Source organism: Fibrobacter sp. UWB10 (assembly GCF_900182935.1).
In the GTDB taxonomy this organism is placed as follows: domain Bacteria; phylum Fibrobacterota; class Fibrobacteria; order Fibrobacterales; family Fibrobacteraceae; genus Fibrobacter; species Fibrobacter succinogenes_O.
Genome location: NZ_FXUE01000003.1, coordinates 260794 through 279943, shown reverse-complemented (window position 1 = coordinate 279943; position 19150 = coordinate 260794). Strand labels below are relative to the sequence as shown.

Genomic DNA, 19150 nt, shown 5'->3' with positions numbered 1-19150 from the left:
CTTTTTTATTTATCAAACACAGCGAAGTATTCGTCGCGGTAGGCCAGGTGCCAGCGGGAATCGCTATCAAGGGCAAGCATCAGCTTATCCCAGCGGGCGTAATACTGCAGCGGGAATAGGGCACGGTCAATGCCTAAAGAATCGGCATCATGCATGAACAACGCCGGATCTTGGGCGTAATTCAGATACCGTTCAAATAAATCTGCGGTCTTAAGGATGAACCTGCCATCGATATAAATAGAGTCGGCGGGATTCGTTAGCGCCATGTAACCGCCGGCGCGGTCATCGTTAAAAAGCCTGCCCGAATGAGGATTTTTCGCCATCCATTCTGCGGCTTGCACAGGCACACGCTGGTAAGCAACCATGGAATAGTCGTAAGCCGAAAGCGAACGAGCCCAAAGACCCAAAATAAAAGCAAGAGAAACAAACGCAATCAAATAATGTGGAATGTGAAATGAGTGATGAAAAATGGATTTATTCATTTTTAATTGTTCATTATTCATTGATAACAGCACAGGCAAGAACAGAACAAAGTTGCGTTCGGCAACAAGCGCGAGAATCGCCATGGCAAGCATCCACAAAGATTTTACGGAACGCCAATTCATGCCAGCAAGTATTATCCCAACAAGGCTCAGCACAATCATTGCCGTCGAAACAATCCTATTCTCCCCCGCCATCAAGAGCGTTATAGGAGAACGATTCTCGGCAATTTGACTTGCAAATATCGCAGCAGATTGAGTAAGACCAAGCAAGCGGTCCAACAATCCAAACGGATACAGGAACAACGCCCAGCCTTCGCGATGCAAGAACGGCATTATCCAAAGAAACAACACAAAAGCAACTTGCGGTACTGCAAATTTCGCGCAAAGCCTCCTCTGCTTTTTTGATTCAAGCAAACTGGCGCACAATACTAACGTCGCAAAAATCGGGCCCAAGACATAAAGCCCCTGGCACTTGCACCAAATCCACTGAACAGCAAGAATCAGCGCCGCGCACGCAATCCGCTTTATACCGAACCGAGATTCGCGCCATTCTTTGGCTAGCCACGGAACCGCATTCCAGTAAACGCCAAGGAACAAAAGCGAAAAAAGAACCGGGCGAACCTCGAACTGGTAGCGGAAAATGAACAGTAGGATAATGGTTAAGGCAGAAATTGCCGATGCTGAACCTTGTTCAGCATAACAGTGACGGGGTCGGCGAAGGAAAAGCCAAAAGACGATTCCCCACAAAAGCGCTTTGAAGGCAACCAAAAGCGGTGCGCCTCCCAAACCATAGACAAAGCCTACGACCAGTTGAAAGTACTCATGCACATTCACAACGGGCGTGCGGACAGGCGTCCATGTAGTCACCCACTCGCGAGCACACGCCAAATGCCACCAGATGTCGGTATCAGTCAGCGGGAAAATCGCAAGCAGTATGACAAAAATGGCTATTACCATTTCAACGTTTTCAAAACAGAATCCAGGCGTGCTGTCATTTGAGCGGCACCGAGATAGCTCAAGTGATCACGATTATGCGCCATATCGTCGGTATAATCATGGTCACCCATTTTATTTTCATCCATCAAAACAAAATGCTTGTTTTCTTTGCTATAAGCTTGCAAAGATTCAATCACTTCCTTCGCGACGCTACGCTGCAAGCCATACAAGCCGAGCGCACCCGTCTTTTTGTACTGCGGGGCCTGCGGGAAAATAATACCGATTACATAAATGCCCTTGGCTGACGCCATGTCCACAAAGAACTTCAATTCTTCAATGCGGTCATTGAAGAACTTCATTTGCTTTTTGGTATAGACAGAATCGTAAAAGACTTCAATCGGGTCGGCATCCCAGCCGCGGGAAATGGCCATCGACGTACCTCTATCTGAAATTTGATGTTTCACATCTGTTTCAGCCGGATACGAATTTTCAACAGCAGCAATCAAGTCTTCTGGAACGCCATCCTTCCAGAATTGGTGATTGGCATCGTACATGTAACCGGGTGCAGAATAAAGCATCAGCGAAAGGAAGTCTTCGGTACCGCGCCAGCTATCGATATCAAGCGAGAATACCACGGCCTTCAAATGTTCCGAATGATTCATTCCGTAGTTGGTCGCAAAATACATATCGCGAACAGGGTCGATTCCAGGAATAGCCCAGTTGAACATATTCCATTCCGGGAACATATCGGCATCGATACCCATTTCCATTCTGGAGCTACCCACTAGCAACACATTCGTGGTATTCAAATTTTTCCAATACAATTCCATTTTCACGCGATGCTTGGACTGCGAATTAATATGGTCTTCGGACAAGTACATTCCAGCGCTATCCAAGTCAAGCGACACACCGTCACCCGTAGCAACGCGCTTTTTAAACCAGAATGCAGGGTGCCAAAGTTCATCGCCTTCGGCCAAGTCCACAACACTGCCATCAGACATATCGACAAGTACGATTTTGGTATGAGCGCCATTTGCATTCGTAAGCGTCGCCACCACCAGATTATTGCCGCTAGGAATCCATTCGCTATGGTCAAACGAATAACCCTTCGGGGCAGCTACCGACTGAATCAATTTGCCCGTGCTGTCTGCCACAAGAATGCGTTCATGCGTACCATACTTGGATCCGACAAAATCACGCCCGGTCTTGCCGCCAAAATCAAGGAACAAGGTGCGCTTGCTGCTATCTTGGGCAAGCGAGGCATTACACGCCTGTTCTTCATTATACCAGATAACGCTAGATTTGCCCACTCGTGCGCGAAGGAGTCGAGCGCCAGTGACCGCCAAAGAATTGTCTTCGCTAATGCCACCATGATAAGCACCATCAAACAGCTTCTGCGGTTCGCCAAATTTACCGTTTGCAAAAGTCACCTGCCAAGTCGAAGCTGCTTTGAAATCAGACTCATTCTTGTTGTTTCCGGCGTCAGTCACATATACGATTGCGGTATCACCATTTTCAAGTACACGCCAACGCGGAATTGCCGCACTTTCGACATCAAGCTTTACAAGATTCGAGCCTTCGGCATCCAAGTCGCGGACATAAAGCGCCGACTTGCCAGCAATGCCTTCGAGACCGGTAGAAAAAGCCACCTTTTTGCCATCAGGAGAAATATCCGGATGATAGACACTCAAGGAATCCTGAATTTCTTCAACCGTCAAGGCACCACCCAAATAATCAATATAGGCAAGGTTTCCCGTCAAATCATTTCGGAAAGCAAGCTTCATTGCATAAGTCTTGGTAAACGAGCGCAGTGTAGAAGAATTTGCCAGCGGCACCACGCGACTTACTGCAGCCTTGCCATCAGAACCCATCCACAACGCATTGGGAATGGCGCCATAGGCCAAACGGAAGCCCACATAATTAGCTCTTGTCGAAGACGTTACCGTATATACGTCGCCGCGGCTAAAGAGCGTGATAGAATAGGCCGGATTGCGGTTACTTCCGCCTTTGAGAATTCTCTGACCGAGTGAGCCGCCATCGGGTGCGCCCACATAGTTTGTCACCGTTGTATCGCGGAAATTTCCAAGCCAGTCATTGATCCATTCCATTACGTTTCCCGCCATATCGCAGGTTTCATTTTCAGCCGTATTTTTTCCGCAAACGCGATGCACCTTGTAATCAGAATTTTCGGCTGTCCAAGCCTGCGCCGGATTCCAATTTATGCTAGCCACCAAGACCCATTCCGCTTCGGTCGGCAAGCGATAAGCATTCACTTCGGGATGGAAGGCAAAGCCTTCGAGATTAGAGCAATGTTTGTCAGAATCATAAACGATACTGCTATAGGTGTAAGCGGTATCAAGGCCTTCTTTTTTACTACGTTCATTCGCGAAAAGAACGGCATCATAGTAGCTCACATTCATTATCGGCAAATCATTATGATCACAATCTATAGAATACTCTTGAGATTCCATGAGCGACTTGAATTCACCACAGGTCACTTCGCTTTTGCCAATGGAGAATGGATAATCCAGAATGACCGTCATTTGCGGGCGTTCATTCGACTTGGCCAATTCATTCGTTGTACCGAGAACGACTCGAGCATCGTAAACAGGTATGCGAAGCATTCCCGAAAGAGTGTCAACGGTAATTCCGTTATTGACGGTTTCGGTATAGCCCACAGAATTGGAGCAAGCCGTTACAAGGCAAAGGATACCGCAAATTAAAAGCGAATACATTCGGTACATTTTTTAATCCATTTCCTTTAAAAGTGAATCCAATCTTTCGGTCAATTGACGAGCGCCCAATTCGCTCAGATGATCTGTATTGACAGCCATTTCATCTGAATAATCGTGGTTTCCCATTTTATTTTCATTGAGCAATATAAAATTCGAATGGGATGCTTCCAACTGTTCCAAAGATTTCAAAGTTTTTTTCGCGACGGTTCTTGTCGGGCCGTAACGACCCCATGCGCCTGTATTGCGATATCCCGGATTCTGCGGGAAGATAATGCCAACAACAGCAACATTTTTCTCTTTTGCCTTTTCGACAAACGACTTCAAGCGTTCCAAGTTCCATTCTATCGCTGTCGGCAAAACATACTGCCAAGTCGAATCCTTTTCAACATCGGGATTGCCCCAAGAACCAGACAGATTCGCCGCAAAGCCCATCGTTTTATAATAGGTTGCATAAGCATCGCCACCGACCATAGCGTTATTCACTGCATCGACAAAAGCATACGGGATTTCGTCTTTCCAGAATTGATGATTTGCGTCGTACACAAAACCTGGAGTCACATCAAACATTTCGTGCGTGTATTCCGTTGTCACCTGCCACAAATCAATATCCAGCGAGACAACGACCGCTTTCAATTTGGGCAAATGGAGCAAGCCATAGTTTTCAGCGACATAGAGAGCCGCATTCAAATCATTTCCGGGATGTCCCATATTGAGAGTCTTTCCCGCCGTAACATTCAAGGGAATCAAACCGTCTTCTATTCGGGAACTACCTACGCCCAAGATTTCGATACTATTTATGTTTTTCCAGAAGAGACTCATCTTGATACTCATGACCTGATGGTCCCAACTTTGCCCTTCTACATAGTACACGCCGGCACTATCCAAATCTAACAGCACATCGTCTTCGGGAACAAAACTTTCTTTAAACCAAAAACAAGGGTGCCAGAGTTCGTCGCCTTCGGCAAGTTCTACAAAGCTATAGTCTTCCAGATTGACAAGAGCAATCTTTGTATGCGCACCGCTCGCATTCGTAAACGTTACTATCGCCAGTTTGCCGGAATGCTTGACCCATTCGCTATGATCAAATGCATAACCTGCCGGAGCTGCAACAGACTGAATCAATTTGCCCGTACTGTCAGCCACAAGAATCCGTTCATGCGTGCCGTATTTTTCGCCCACAAAATCACGCCCGGTCTTGCTACCAAAATCAAGGAACAAGGTTCGCTTGGAGCTATCCGACGCAAGCGAGGCATTGCATGCCTGTTCTTCGTTGTACCAGATTGTGCTAGATTTACCCACTCGTGCGCGAAGGAGCCGAGCACCTGTTACCGCCAAAGAGCCGTCTACGCTCAGGCCGCCATGATACGCGCCATCAAACAATTTCTGCGGTTTTCCAAATTTTCCATTCGCGAAAGTCACCTGCCATGTCGAGGTCGCCTTGAAATCAGACTCATTCTTGTTGTTTCCGGCATCACTCACATATACGATTGCGGTGTCGCCATTTTCAAGCACTCGCCAACGCGGTATCGCCGCACTCTTGACATCAAGCTTTACAAGGTTCGAGCCCTCAGCATTCAAGTCGCGAACGTAAAGCGACGATTTGCCAGCAACCCCTTCAAGCCCAGTACAGAACGCCACCTTCTGTCCATCCGGCGAAATTTCAGGATGGTAAGCATCCAAGGTATCCGCAATTTCAATCACTGAAAGAGAGCCACCCGCATAATCGATGTAGGCAAGATTTTTCGTGAGGTCATTCCGGAACACCAACTTGCTGCGATTCGTACCGACCACAGACCGAACCGTCGAAGTTCCAGCCAAAGGAACCACCCTATTTTCAGCAACCTTACCGTCGGAGCCCATCCATAGCGCATCAGGAATCACACCAAAAGCAAGTCTAAAGCCGACATAATTGGCGCGAGTCGAAGACGTCACCATATAGACATCGCCACGGGAATAAAGCGCAACGGAACGAGCCTCATTGCGGAAACTTCCGCCTTTCACCACACGCTGGCCAAGCGAGCCGCCATCGGGTGCGCCCACGTAATTCACCACCATCGTATCACGGAAATTGCCCAACCAGTCGTTGGCCCATTCCATCGCATTTCCTAAAAGGTCACAGGCTTCATTGTCTGCCGAAGCAAACGAGCAAACATCGTGCAACTTGTAATCGGAATTATCAGAAGTCCAGCCCGAAGCCTGATTCCAATTCAGGCCAGCGACATAAACCCATTCCGCTTCGGTCGGCAAGCGATACCCTTGCTTTTCGGGGTGATAAGCAAAACCTTCCAAATTGGTGCAATGCTTTTCCGCATCAAAAGAGGCTGCCGTATACGTGTACACCGAATCAAAGCCTTCCGCCTTGCTGCGCGCATTCGCAAACAAGACAGCATCATAATACGTCACATTAGTTGCCGGAATATTGTCGCCTTCACAATCCAGCAAAGCTCCGACCGACTTCATCAAGGAATTGTATTCGCCGCAAGTTACCTCATGTTTGCCAATCGAAAAATCGTACTGCAGCGACACGCTCATTTGCGGGCGTTCGTTAGTTTTTGTCGCATTATCGTTCGAACCCAGCACAAGATTCTTCTGTTCCATGCGAACAGCAAGCATGCCTTCAAGGGAATCCACTTCAAGAGCTGACCCTGAATTTTGTTGTGAATATACACTTTCAGAATTGGAGCAGGCCGCAAAAAGCGCGCCGAGCAGCAACAACAAAAGCATCCTATTCATCATTTACCTCAAGGTCTTTATGAACTCATAAAGTCGTGTAGATATCTGAGAGGCCCCTTTAATGCACAGATGGTCTGTATCCCCAGCCTTTTCGTCTGCATAATCGTGGTCACCCATTTTATTCTGGTCAAAGACTCTAAAATGCGGATACGTTTTTTGCATATTCTTCAATTCTGCAATCACTTCTTTGGCAAGGCTTCTACGCATACCATAGCGACCAAAGGCACCTGTTTCCTTGTATTTGGGGTTCTGCGGGAAAATAACGCCCACCACAAAAATTTCCCTATCTTCGGCCTTTTGAAGAATATCCTTCAGCACGTTCATGGAATTTTCAAGAGCTTCCGGATGTTCGTCGAAAAACATGGAATCCAATTCGATTTTAACATCTCCCCATGCCTTGCACTTCGAGCCCGTATAAAGGCCTCGTTCATCCAAATAGTACGCTTCCCCTTCGACCGAAAGATAATTGGCAGTACATTCCATCAAACCCTGCGGATATCCGTCTTTCCAATAATCATGATTCTTATCATAGACATAGCCGGCGTACTGCTTGTATTCGCTTTCAAAGAAATTTTCGTCTTTGTCCTTGTACCACAAATCGATATCTAAAGACAGAATAATGTACTTCAAGTTTTTCACATGGGGGAAGATATAGTTGTCCAAATAATCCCTCGACATGTATATGGAATTAGGCGTTTGAGCCAAATTGATGGTGAAGTACTTTCTGCCAAAGAATTTGGGCGAAATAGAAAGCAACGGACGCGAAGAACCTAACACAACCACACTTGCCGAATCACGATACCGCCACAGCAATTCCATGTTGTAGCGCATGTAAATGCCTTCAAGGTTGTCGCCTTCATGCATATACACACCGGCACTATCTTCGTCCACCTCAATCTTAGACCTATCAAAAGCTTCAGGAACCCACAAGCTGGGTTGCCACAAGTCATCACCTTCCACCAAATCCACAATGCTACTGTCAGTCAAGTTCACCAAGGCAATTTTCTTATGCATGCCATTGGCATCGGCCAAAGATACCACCGCAAGGTCAGAACGACCATGAACCCATTCGCTATGATCAAACGAATAACCATCCGGAGACTTCACAGACTGAATGAGTTTACCCGTGCTATCCATCACTAACAGACGTTCATGGACTCCATACGATTCGCCCACAAACTTCCGGCCCGTTTTTCCGCCAAAATCCAAGAACAGCATTTTCTTGGAACCGTCTTGTGCCAGCGACACATTGCAAGCCTGTTCGCCGTTATACAAGAGCGTATCTTTAGCATTCTTCACAGTAGAATTGGAATCTGCAATCTTTGCACGAAGCAAACGCGCCCCTGATACCGCCAAGCGATTGTCAACACTGATTCCGTCATGATAGGCACCATCCATGATTTTTTGCGGTTTTCCAAAGCGGCCCTTCATGAACGTAACCTGCCAAGTAGAAGCCTTCTTGAACGAAGTTTCATCTTTATTATTTCCGGCATCGGTCACATAAACAATCACGGTATCGCCATTGGGCAAAACACGCCAACGCGGAATCGCGGCATTCTTGACATCTAACTTGTTAAGATAATTCTCTGACAACGAAAGCATTCTGACATAAATCGCCGAGCTGCCGGACACGCCTTCCAAGCCTGTACTGTAGGCGACATAACGTCCATTGGGAGAAATTTCCGGATGATACACATCAACACCATCTGCAATTTCTGCGGTATAAATCGTCCCAGAAGAATAATTCAAGTAATCGAGAGCGCTGTTTAGATTGTTTCTAAACGCGAGAATAATTTTGTATGACCCCAAAATCGATTTTAACGTACGCTGATTCACTAACGAAATCACGCGTTTGGAATTCACCAGGCCATTATAGCCCATCCAGACCGCATCAGGAATCGAGCCATATGCCAAACGGAAACCGACATATTCGGCACGAGTCGAAGAAGTCACGGTATAGACATCGGTACGGCTATACAAGTTCATGGCCGACGGCATGTGGCGATAGCTACCGCCTTTCACTATTCTCTTGCCTAGGTTTCCGCCATCGGGAGATCCGGCATAATTGTAAATGGTTGTATCCCTAAAGAATCCGAGCCAGTCATTGACCCATTCCATGGCATTGCCGGCTAAGTCGCAAAAACTGCTAGAATCGTCATTCTTGGTGCAAACTTCATGCAACTTGTATTGAGAATTTTCAGCATTCCAGCTATTTTGCGGATTCCAATCACGGCCAGCCACCAAAACCCATTCTGCTTCGGTCGGCAAGCGGTAAGCATCTACATCGGCATGGAAATTAAAGCCTTCCAAGAAAGTGCAGTGACCGTTACCATCGACCTGTTTGCTCGTATAGGTATACACCGTATCCATGTGCGCTTTCTTGCTTTTTTCATTGGCGTACAAAACGGCATCGTAGTACGTCAAGTCCGTCGCCGGCATTTTTTTGTTTTCACAAGAAAGAGTCAAGCCCTGCGATTTCATCAAGGAATTAAATTCACCGCAAGTGACTTCATGCTTACCCATCGAAAACGAGTAGTCGATTTTCACCCTCATCCGCGGGCGTTCTTCTACATTGGCATTCGTGTCATTGGTTCCCAGCAAAGAATTCGCATTTGATGCGGATACGCGAACCATTCCCTCTAAATCATCGTCAGAAAAATCGAGAAAAGCACTCCCCGAAGTCGAATTGCCATCAAGAGAGCATGCGAAAAAAAGCAAAGATGTCAATAATAAAAAAATGACCCGCATTTGCTAAAAATAGCAATTTCGAGTCCAAAATTCGCTTACAAATGGTCTGGTAAGCGGCTTTTAGCAATCTCTTGGTTGGCCTTGATGCCCGGATATTCCGAAAAGAACTCCTCGGCCATGCGATACCAAGTGAGCGCACGTCGCAAATCGCTGTCTAAGTACAGGTTTCCCATGTTGAAAGCGGCAAGTCCCACAAACTGCGAGGGCGTAAGCGGTTTGAATTCAAGCCCAGTCCAGGGGCCAGCCTTGTACTTTTCTCGGTACTCGGCGTCAGTATAGCTATAGCCTTCGCGGTTGGGTTCCAGATTGATTGCCGTCGAGGAATCCGCGCCGTAGCGCAGGAACACATGCCCCGGGAGCATGATGACAGAAAGTGGCAAGTTCCGCGCTTCGGCAAGCATCATCGCAAGCCAAGAAAGGCCCATGCAGCCGGACTTTTTCATTTGCAGCACATGCAGCGGGAGAATCGCTTCGGCGGAAACGGCAGCATCACCTGCGCCCGCAAATTCAAGTCCCCAGTATGTCCAAAGCAGGCTTTTCAAGCTCCATAAGGTATCGCCGGTAGTCGCAAGCGAACTGTCGAAATACGCAAGTCCCCCATTCCAGAGTTCAAGCGAGTCAAGGCAACCCGGCATGCGGTCCTCAAAAGAACACGCCGCATCGCGAAAGCCCATGGTCTCGGCGCGCCCACTCCAGAGCACTAGCGCTAACGACGCCGCAAAAACGACGATTAGCACAGGCCAGAACAGGCGCTTTGCAAGACGCGATAATTTAGAGAGCATCCCACTCCATGGGAGACTGCCAGAAGTCGCGAGCCGTCATCATGTAAATCACGAGGCGCTTGCTCTGCATATCCTTCTTCATTTTCATCATGCGGTGATACACGCCCGGGCCGCCGCCCCAACTAGTAAGCACCTGCACATCGAGCCCCGTTGCGTAAGCCAAGAGCGAGCCCGGGCCGCCCGATTTTTGGTCGACCGATTCAAACACGCCCGTAAAGGAATCTCCCATCAAGAGAATCGGGGAATTCTTGCCGCCCTTGTAGGCTTCGGTGCCCTTGAAGATTTTCATTGCAGGCAAAGTATCTGCCGGATATTTAGACTTTTCGGCATCGGGCAAATGCGCCACAAGATCGCCTTCACGTACCGTTTTCGTTTCTTGCAGGTTAAGCGAACCAGGTTGTGCTCCCGATTCGGCGTACCAAGAATACTGCGTCACGCGGCTAGCCAAGAGTTCCATGGCAGCAAGCATACCAGGCAAGGACCAGTGCGTATCGTAACGCTGGTAGCTGTAATGCGGCGGTTCATCGCCCGATTTCGCGGCCATCAAGGCCGGGTAAAGGTCAAGCACATCGAGCCCAGCAGCAAGCATTTCGCGAGTGAATTCGCGACCAGCCGGATTCACGCAAAGGTCAGCGGCAGTGCCTTCGACCAAGCGGTCGCCATAAATTTCTTCTTTCACCGGAACCGGCACCACCAAGAGCTGCACATTCAAGGAATCCAGATACTTCTTGAGTTCCAACAGACGCGGGAGCGGATTGTGCAAACTGTCCTGACCGGTTATTTTATCTGCGAGCAGGTAGTTGGCGTTACGTCTGAACCAAAGCATATCGCCACCGGCCCAAGCGTTCTGTTCCTTCGGGAGTTTCTTGAGCTTTTTCGAGAGCGCATCGCGGAACTTTTTCGTGTCCGCATTCACAGGGCACGTTCCTTCGAGCGAAGCAAGCGTTTCGAGCCTGAAAGCAGAACTTGTATCGAGCGTGCGGTTCACCGGCACCACCTCGCCCGCTTCGGCCAAAGAATCTGCCGTACGCTTGGCGCGCAAGGCTTCGTCATTCATGCGGAAAGCAGGCACTTCAAAAGCAATCCACATCGGCGTACCCATCGGGTTTCCGCGCATCACAGCGAAAGGCCTATTCTTGTCACCTTCCCAGGTCGCACCTGCCGTATGGGGTTCCAAGTCCGTATTCAAAGTCGGATACCAGTAAGAAGACAATGTACGAGCCCAGTTCATGGCGTCGTCAATGTTCATTTCGCCAGTCAGATAATAATTCAGGATTTCAGCAGTTTCACCTGTAGAGCTTAACTTCAGTTTGCCGTAGAACACAGAACGTTCTGTCCACATAGCGGGCATCACTTCGACCCACCAATCTACCGAGCCATCGCTCAGAGGAACGCCCCACATGCGGGTTACCGTCTGGAAGGCTCTGAATACATCGGGTTCGTTCCACTTGACCGCTTCAATAGAATTCAACATCTGCGAGAGCGAATCATTTCCGGTCTGTGCGTATAGAATTTTCGCAAGCGGTTCCCAAGCCAAAGGCTGACGGCCCGCAACAGCGGCAGGTTCATATTCCGAAAGGGAATCCAGCATCGGGAAAGGATATTCTGCAAGCTTTGCCGAAGCCATTTTGCCCGTATAGTTTTCAGGCTTTTCTTCTTTGCCCGCCAAGCGAATCGGATTATTGAAATACGCTGCAAAATCAAGCGCCGCAAGAGTGGGCTTGTTAACCACACGCACCTGCTTGTCTACACTCAGAAACTTCATTTCAAACACGGTCACCGGAGTCGAAGGCTGAGGCGGAAGTGCTGCCGGGCGCTCCGCAGACACGCTCTCGGTCGCGGGTGCATTAGCATCAGGCTTGTTCGAAGCGCACGAAGAAAGTGCTGCCACCAAGAGCGACGACGAAAGCATCGCCAAAGAAATCTGAGTCAATGAAAATTTTTTAGAGCGGGATTCCAATTTCATATTTCAAATATACTAAATCTGCTTTTCGGACTAAATTTCTAAATTTACCGCGCAATCAAGGATTATCCATGAATTTTAGAGATTTTGGCAAATACAACCAGTTCAAGGAACAATTCGCCAGCATGTCCTCCGAAATGAAGGAGCAAATGATGCAAATGGCAAAGGAACAAATGAAGGCAAGAATCCGCGCATTTGTTCAAAAATGGCTATCGCTCCCGATTTTAACGGTTGTTGCAGCTGTCATAGGTGCAATTGTTGGAGCTCTTACAGCTTTCTTTGGGCAGGTGCTCTTGGCAGTGAGCGCAGTACGCGATGCCAACCCGCTTTACTGGATTCCGGGACTCGCCTTGATTGGTGTTGTGATTGTACTGGGTTACAAAAAATTTGGCAAAGGCACCGAACGCGGCATGGACATGGTTTTCGGGGTCGCCCACGGTAAAGAAAGGGAAATTCCGCTGCGCATGATCCCGATGGTCGCGGTGAGTACTTGGCTTACTCATTTGTTCGGCGGTAGCGCCGGCCGCGAAGGCGTCGCGATTCAAATTGGCGCAACTCTCGGGCACAACATCAGCAAAAAGATTCATATTGAAAACGCAAGCAAGATTCTGCTGATTGCAAGCATGGCCGCAGGCTTTGCCGGGCTTTTCCAGACACCGCTTGCCGCCATTGCGCTCGCGCTCGAAGTTCTGCTTGTGGGCTACTTGAATCTGTCGGCATTACTCCCCGCAACGGTCGCGGCATTTACAGCCTACAAGGTTTCCGAAATGCTCGGGCTTGAAAAGTTCTCCGTTGATTTGAGCACGCTTTTCCCGGATTGGAATGTCGCCGGACTCCTGTGGAATGAAAACGGATTGAATATTCAATTTGTACTGAAACTTACTTTGCTCGGTGTTCTTTTCGGCATTGTCGGTGGCGGTTTTGCCAAGTTGCTTTCGCTCGCCAAGAATCTCGCCGCAAACAAGTTGCCAAATGCATTCAAGCGCATCGCCTTTGTCGGCATCGCTATTAGCCTTCTTTTGCTGTTGTTCTGGCAGGGCCGCTATGCGGGCCTGGGCACGAACCTGATTGATTTCTGCTTTACAAACGGAGCCGCCGTTGGCACGACGGTTTTTGCCTGCGACTGGATTCTGAAATTTGCACTCACGATTGCAACAATTGCCGTCGGGTTCAAGGGCGGCGAAGTCACGCCGTTGTTCGCCATCGGCGCAACCTTTGGCGCTTGGGTAGCCGCCATGGTAGGCGTGCCCCTGCCGCTCGCAGCTGCCCTTGGTTACGCAGCCGTCTTTGGCGGAGCGACCAACACGCTCTTGGCACCCATCTTCATTGGCGCCGAGATTTTTGGATTTGACACACTGCCCGCATTCTTTATCGTATGCGTATTCGCCTTCGTTTGCAACGGCGGACAAAGCATTTACGCCCAGAAAAAGCTGAGACTCAAGTAAAGCATGAACGCGGTCTATATTGAAATCACAAATGTTTGCAATTTGAATTGCAGCTTTTGCCCCTGCGGAAAGGATTCTTCTGAGAATTCGCAAGGCAAACGTGATTTCATGAGTTCGGAACTATTCGAACGTTGTATTGCAGAATCGGCGACCATAGCTGAAAATGTCTACTTTCATGTGCTTGGCGAACCCACGCTGCATCCGGGATTCGGCCATTTCCTGAAAAAACTAGAGACAACTCCTCTCAAGCTGAACTTGACCACAAACGGCACCACCATTGCACGCACCGGCAAGCTGATTCTTGCCTCCCCCACCGTGCGACAAGTGAATTTTTCAACGCATGCCTATGCGGAACTTACGCCAGAGATAGCCTCGCGCCACCTTCAAGATGTCCTCGACTTTTGTAAGCTCGCAAACGCCGAACGTCCGGACCTGTATATCAATTTAAGACTCTGGAACGTAGGCGACGACGCCAGCGACACATGGAATCGAATCATGATTTCCAAGGTCAACGAAGCTTTCGGAAATGCATCAAGCGGCGCAGAACCTCGCCAACAAATTTCGCTGGAGCATTTCTGCAGTCGGCACAAGAGTTTCCCCGTCGTCGGAAGAATTTACCTGCATCAAGATTCCCGATTTGAATGGCCCGAGTTAGACGAGAGACGCGCCAAATCTACCGCCGGTTCATGCCGCGCCCTCGATACCCACATTGCGATTCTGCACGATGGCCGCGTTGTCGCTTGCTGTCTCGACCATAGCGGGCAAATCACGCTCGGGCACATTGCCGACCAAAGCCTCGCCGAAATTCTCGAATCGCCTGCCGCCAAGAGCCTCCGCGAAGGATTCGAAAAACACGAATTGCGCCACCCGCTTTGTCAAAGTTGCACCTTCTGCAAGCGCTTTGGAAAATAAGTTTATATTTGAGTCAACATGCCAATCGTTACCGTTCAAGATTTCACAGGCGTTTACGCCGAGCAGCCTTTTATACAAGGGTTGCGGGAGTCTGCGGCTACCGACAAGAATATTCATTGGTTTGATTGCACTCAAGTTGACGGCACCGACTGCTACTGCGATGACGAAGCGCAAGCCATTCTCCTTCAACAAATCGAAAGCGTTGGCAACGATTCCTTCGGCATTCACTTTTTCGATAACGGCAATTACCACTACATGAGCAAACTCTGGACAGACCAAGTTCAGGAACCTTTTGACCTAGTGGTATTCGACCACCACCCCGATATGCAACCGCCTAGATTCGAAGGAATCTTGAGTTGCGGTGGTTGGATTAAAGAAGTTCTGGACCACAACAAGTTCGTGCAGAATGTAATCGTTATCGGAGTCGCCGACCACCTAGTCGAAGAAATTCGCGAAGACCTTTCACAAGCAAACTCCGCCGAAATACTGAACCGCGTCACCTTCATCCGCGAAAGCGAACTAAATTCATTCGGGAAAGATCCTTCGGCTTCGCCCTTATGGGCTTCGCTCAGGATGACACTTCCGTGTCACATCAGCATCGACAAAGACGCCCTCTCTACGGCAGAGGCCGCTACCAACTGGGATCAAGGTTCTCTCACCTACGACCAACTGGCCGAAACGCTCCAGATTCTCGCCCAAAATCGAAAAATTCTAGGCATCGACATTTGCGGAGAACGCGCCCGCGACATAGGATTCGAAGACACCGCCACAGCAGACGCTCTCAACAACGCGCTAAACGAGAAACTTTTCCGCTTACTCACGGGACTCCATGGCATTCAATAACCGCAAACCCACAAAGCAAGGCGCCCACGGCGTTGCCCGCGTCATTTCCAAACGCGGCTATTGCAGCCGCAGCCAAGCCGAAAAGTTGGTGCGCGAAGGCCACGTGTTTCTCCGTGGCAAGCCTGTGCGCGACCCCGAATCACCTGCCTACGAAAACGACGAAATTCTCGTTGACGGCGTCCCCGTTACCGCAAGCGAGTTCGTCTACTTCGCCATGAACAAGCCTCGCGGAATCGTCACCACCGCAAGCGACGAAAAGGGCCGCAAGACCGTGATGGATTTATTCCGCGAACAGTTCGCCAAGATGTACCCCGGCAAGCCTATGCCGCACATCGCTCCCGTAGGCCGCCTCGACGCCGCAAGCGAAGGCTTGCTGCTGTTTACTAACGACACAGCCTGGGCGGACCGCGTCCTCACCGACCCCACACACCTCAAAATCTACCGCGTGCAAGTCAAGGGCAAGCCTTCCGCCGCCGAACTTTCACAAATGGAAAAAGGCTTCAACGTTCCGCCCCGCGTCTTCGGCGAAAGCGAAGAATTCATGCACGCCGAACGCGTCACACTCGCAAACGAAGGCGAAAAGAACTGTTGGCTTGAAATTACTTTGTCCGAAGGCAAGAACCGCGAAATCCGTCGCATGCTGGCCCACCTCGGCTATGAAGTCATGCGCCTCATGCGCATTCAATTCGATAAGTACACGCTAGGTGATTTAAAGCCCGGCGAAATCCGCGCCATTCAAGTTTAAATCAAATCTCTATTCAAAAGTTCGCCGTGGTCAAGCACCAAGCGGCGGAACGGGCTATTCAGATAAAAGTCCGGGTTATGGGTTGCCATCACCACAGTTGTACCGCGGGCATTGATTTCCTTGAAAATCTTAAAGACTTCTTCAGCGTTTTTCGGGTCCAAGTTACCCGTCGGTTCGTCAGCCAAAAGCAGGTACGGGTTATGCACCATTGCACGTGCAATCGCCACGCGCTGCTGCTCACCGCCCGAAAGCGTATACGGCATGGCAAAGCGTTTCTGACTAATGCCCACCAAGGCCAAAGCATCGAACACCGCCGCATTGATCAACTTGCTGGGGGTTCCCACAATGCGGAGCGCAAGCGCCACATTTTCAAACACATTGCGGTCCGGCAACAGCTTAAAGTCCTGGAAGATAATTCCCATCTTGCGACGAAGCGCTTGAATCTTGTTATCAGGTGTATTCTTGCTGTCATACAGGCAGTCGCCCGTAAACTTCACCATCACCTGGCCACCGCGTTCTTCGTCCGGACGTTCGTCCATGTAAATCAACTTCAAGAGCGTCGACTTACCAGCACCAGAATGTCCGGTCAAGAAAACAAATTCACCTTTATGAATACGCAACGTCACATTGGAAAGCGCCTTCCAATTATCCTCGTAAGATTTAGTGACGTGGTTAAAGTGAATCATGCGCTACTCAGTCATGCGGATTTCAATATGGACTTCTTCGCGCCACTTTTTCACCAGAGCTTCGAGCTTCTGGTTTTCAAGGTGCGTTGCAGCCATCTGCTCAATCTTGCCGTAATCTTCATCCAAAGTCAAGTCGCGCGTCTGGCGAGAATCATCCAAACGGAACAAATGGTAAGCGCCATCAATCAGCACCGGTTCCGAAATTTCACCCACACTCAAGTTAGCAACCGGTTCCACATAAGCCGGTTCCATTTCATTACGCTGGAACCAACCGAGGCGGCCGCCGGCAAAATTGCTGGACTTGTCTTCACTAAACTTTCTAGCAGCTGCGGCAAAAGCTTCCGTCGTCTTGATTGCATTTTTCAAAGAATCTGCACGAGCAAGAACCTCGGCAGAATCCTTGGCAGTCGGAATCGTGCGAAGCAAAATCTGGGCAGAACGCACACCGTCTTCTTTACGGCCAAGCACGCGGGCAATGTGCCAACCAAGCTTGGTCTTGATCGGGTTCGAAGAATACTGGCCATTCTTCAGCATTTCAAGCGTACGTTCAAACACCGGGTCCAGCTGGCCGCGCTTAAAGTAACCGAGGTCGCCCCCCTTTGCGGCAGACGAATCCTGCGAATGCGCCTTCGCCAAAAGCTCAAAGCTCATACCCAGGTTCAACGTATCAATCAAGGCTTCAGCAACTTTCTTTACCGAATCAACGATCATGGAATCCGGTTCAATCGGGAGCTGAATGTGGCTCAAGAGCACACAGTTAAACTGCTGCGGAATAGAATCCTTGTATTCTGCAAAAAAGGCATCCACTTCTTTCTTGGTCGGAGAAATCGCACCCACATGGCGCTGACGCACGCGAGCCATTTCAATATGGTTACGAATCTGTTTCGAAAGCTGGTCTCGGTACTGCGACATGCTAATACCAAGCTGAGCACGAATCGCCTTTTCAAGCGTAGCAAGGTCCGTATTCTGGCTTGCTGCAAGCTGCGACAAGTGCGCATTCACGCGCTGGTCCACTTCGTTATCGGTAATCACAATGGAATCGCGATCAATACGGCTCAACAAGACCTTTTCTTCTATCATCTGGTCAAGCACATACTTACGCTGGTCAGCTTCGGACATTGCCGAGCCTTCGGGCGTTTCTTGAAAGCGGTACAAATGGTTCAAAAATTCAGAACGCATGATCGGCTTACCGTCGACCACGGCCGCCACCCCTTCCATCAACACGGGTTCAGCCATGGCAAATGCGGCACAAGCACTCAGTACAGAAACAAAAAGTTTCATTCCAGCAGGAAACTTCATTACTTTTCCTTTTCACTAAAAACATTCATCTGCGAGAAAATCGGACGGACCTTTTTCCATTCCTTTTTCAAGCGAGAAAGCACCGTCTTCTGGTGTTCAACCCAGGCGCGGGCAGCCACATCTTCGGCCACTTCGGCGTAGGGCAGCACATCAGCAGAATCGAGTCGAGACAGAATGACAGCGGCCTTGAGCTGACCACCGCAAAGCTTCACCTGAGAAAGCTTGCCGAATTCCACATCGGTAAACGACGGGATAAGGCAGCTATCGGGGCTAACGGCCACTGTATCGAAGTTTTCAATACGCTTGACCATCCAGCTGTTAGCGGCATAGGTTTCATAAGTCAGCTTTCTGTGGCCCTTGTAATACATTTCAGCCATCTGCCAATCCTTAAAGTAAAGGATAGAGCCAGTAAGCAAGTTACGACCGCGGACAAAGAATTCCGGATGGGCGTGATAGTAATCCAACTTTTCGGTATCGCCGAGCATCATGGTGTCGGCAAACGTCTGCAGGTAGTAATCCACCGTCAACTTGCGTTCGGTACGCCTAATCTGTTCCTGCAGGGCAGAATCCTTCCAAAAGCCCTTGGCCATTGCTTCCTGGTAAATGGTTTCTTCGTCGATCCAATGTTCCAGGAAAGTCAACTTTTCGCGGTCAGTCATGTAATCCCATTCAGGGACAAGACGGTAAACGGCAGACTGACGGAGCTTGGACTCCCCTACCGATACGACAACCGGATCATCTTCGGAAAACGGACTGTTACAGCCTGCAAAAACAGAGAGAAATGCAAGGCCGGCTACACTCAAAAAACGGGTTAAATATTTCATGGGCTTAAAAATAGAAA

At 49.2% G+C, this 19150-nt stretch carries 13 protein-coding genes; 4 read left to right on the top strand and 9 right to left on the bottom strand.

Going from position 1 to position 19150, the window contains the following annotated elements; translation table 11 throughout:
* Nucleotides 1–5: 5 nt before the first annotated feature.
* From QOL41_RS09995 to QOL41_RS09970, 6 genes are read right to left on the bottom strand one after another with little or no spacing between them, the layout of a single operon-like run.
* The gene (locus tag QOL41_RS09995) at nucleotides 6–1439 is read right to left on the bottom strand and encodes a hypothetical protein (protein WP_283429641.1); all 1434 of its coding nucleotides are present in this window, start codon (nucleotides 1437–1439) and stop codon (nucleotides 6–8) included.
* Nucleotides 1433–4162 carry a TIGR02171 family lipoprotein gene (locus QOL41_RS09990; RefSeq protein WP_502846880.1) on the bottom strand — a complete coding sequence of 910 codons (2730 nt, stop codon included), beginning with the start codon at nucleotides 4160–4162 and terminating at the stop codon, nucleotides 1433–1435. The genes QOL41_RS09995 and QOL41_RS09990 overlap by 7 nt, the downstream gene beginning before the upstream one ends.
* Before the next feature lie 3 nt (nucleotides 4163–4165).
* Nucleotides 4166–6886, bottom strand: a complete 2721-nt coding sequence (locus QOL41_RS09985) for a TIGR02171 family lipoprotein (protein ID WP_283429639.1) — start codon at nucleotides 6884–6886, stop codon at nucleotides 4166–4168.
* A 3-nt stretch (nucleotides 6887–6889) separates the two neighbouring features.
* Entirely contained in the window at nucleotides 6890–9634 is a 2745-nt protein-coding gene (locus tag QOL41_RS09980) for a TIGR02171 family lipoprotein (RefSeq protein WP_283429638.1), read from the bottom strand.
* Between the two features lie 35 nt (nucleotides 9635–9669).
* Nucleotides 9670–10416, bottom strand: coding sequence for a transglutaminase family protein (locus QOL41_RS09975; protein WP_283429637.1), 747 nt, complete (start codon nucleotides 10414–10416; stop codon nucleotides 9670–9672).
* Complete coding sequence (locus QOL41_RS09970) at nucleotides 10406–12382, bottom strand: alginate O-acetyltransferase AlgX-related protein (protein WP_283429636.1); 1977 nt, start codon at nucleotides 12380–12382, stop codon at nucleotides 10406–10408. Before QOL41_RS09970 ends, QOL41_RS09975 begins: the two co-directional genes overlap by 11 nt.
* A 170-nt stretch (nucleotides 12383–12552) precedes the next feature.
* Here QOL41_RS09970 and QOL41_RS09965 point away from each other — a divergent pair, with 170 nt between their 5' ends.
* Genes QOL41_RS09965 through QOL41_RS09950 form a run of 4 tightly spaced genes read left to right on the top strand, consistent with a single transcriptional unit; the run spans nucleotide 12553 to nucleotide 16324 of the window.
* The gene (locus QOL41_RS09965; RefSeq protein ID WP_502846882.1) at nucleotides 12553–13824 is read left to right on the top strand and encodes a chloride channel protein; all 1272 of its coding nucleotides are present in this window, start codon (nucleotides 12553–12555) and stop codon (nucleotides 13822–13824) included.
* A 3-nt stretch (nucleotides 13825–13827) separates the two neighbouring features.
* Nucleotides 13828–14736 (top strand): radical SAM/SPASM domain-containing protein, encoded by a 909-nt coding sequence (locus QOL41_RS09960; protein ID WP_283429634.1) that lies wholly within the window; start codon nucleotides 13828–13830, stop codon nucleotides 14734–14736.
* 18 nt (nucleotides 14737–14754) lie between these two features.
* On the top strand, nucleotides 14755–15579 hold the full coding sequence (locus tag QOL41_RS09955) for an arginase family protein (RefSeq protein WP_283429633.1): 825 nt from the start codon (nucleotides 14755–14757) through the stop codon (nucleotides 15577–15579).
* The gene (locus QOL41_RS09950) at nucleotides 15566–16324 is read left to right on the top strand and encodes a pseudouridine synthase (protein WP_283429632.1); all 759 of its coding nucleotides are present in this window, start codon (nucleotides 15566–15568) and stop codon (nucleotides 16322–16324) included. Before QOL41_RS09955 ends, QOL41_RS09950 begins: the two co-directional genes overlap by 14 nt.
* On the opposite strand, the gene ftsE is transcribed toward QOL41_RS09950, so the two are convergent.
* The 3 genes from ftsE to QOL41_RS09935 are packed head-to-tail and all read right to left on the bottom strand — an operon-like array spanning nucleotide 16321 to nucleotide 19133.
* Nucleotides 16321–17010: a cell division ATP-binding protein FtsE gene (gene ftsE / locus QOL41_RS09945; protein ID WP_283429631.1), complete on the bottom strand. Its 690-nt coding sequence runs from the start codon at nucleotides 17008–17010 to the stop codon at nucleotides 16321–16323. The two genes, QOL41_RS09950 and ftsE, sit on opposite strands and share 4 nt — an antisense overlap.
* 3 nt (nucleotides 17011–17013) lie before the next feature.
* Complete coding sequence (locus QOL41_RS09940; RefSeq protein ID WP_283429630.1) at nucleotides 17014–18309, bottom strand: peptidylprolyl isomerase; 1296 nt, start codon at nucleotides 18307–18309, stop codon at nucleotides 17014–17016.
* Entirely contained in the window at nucleotides 18309–19133 is an 825-nt protein-coding gene (locus tag QOL41_RS09935; RefSeq protein WP_173652915.1) for a hypothetical protein, read from the bottom strand. The genes QOL41_RS09940 and QOL41_RS09935 overlap by 1 nt, the downstream gene beginning before the upstream one ends.
* Nucleotides 19134–19150: the final 17 nt, after the last annotated feature.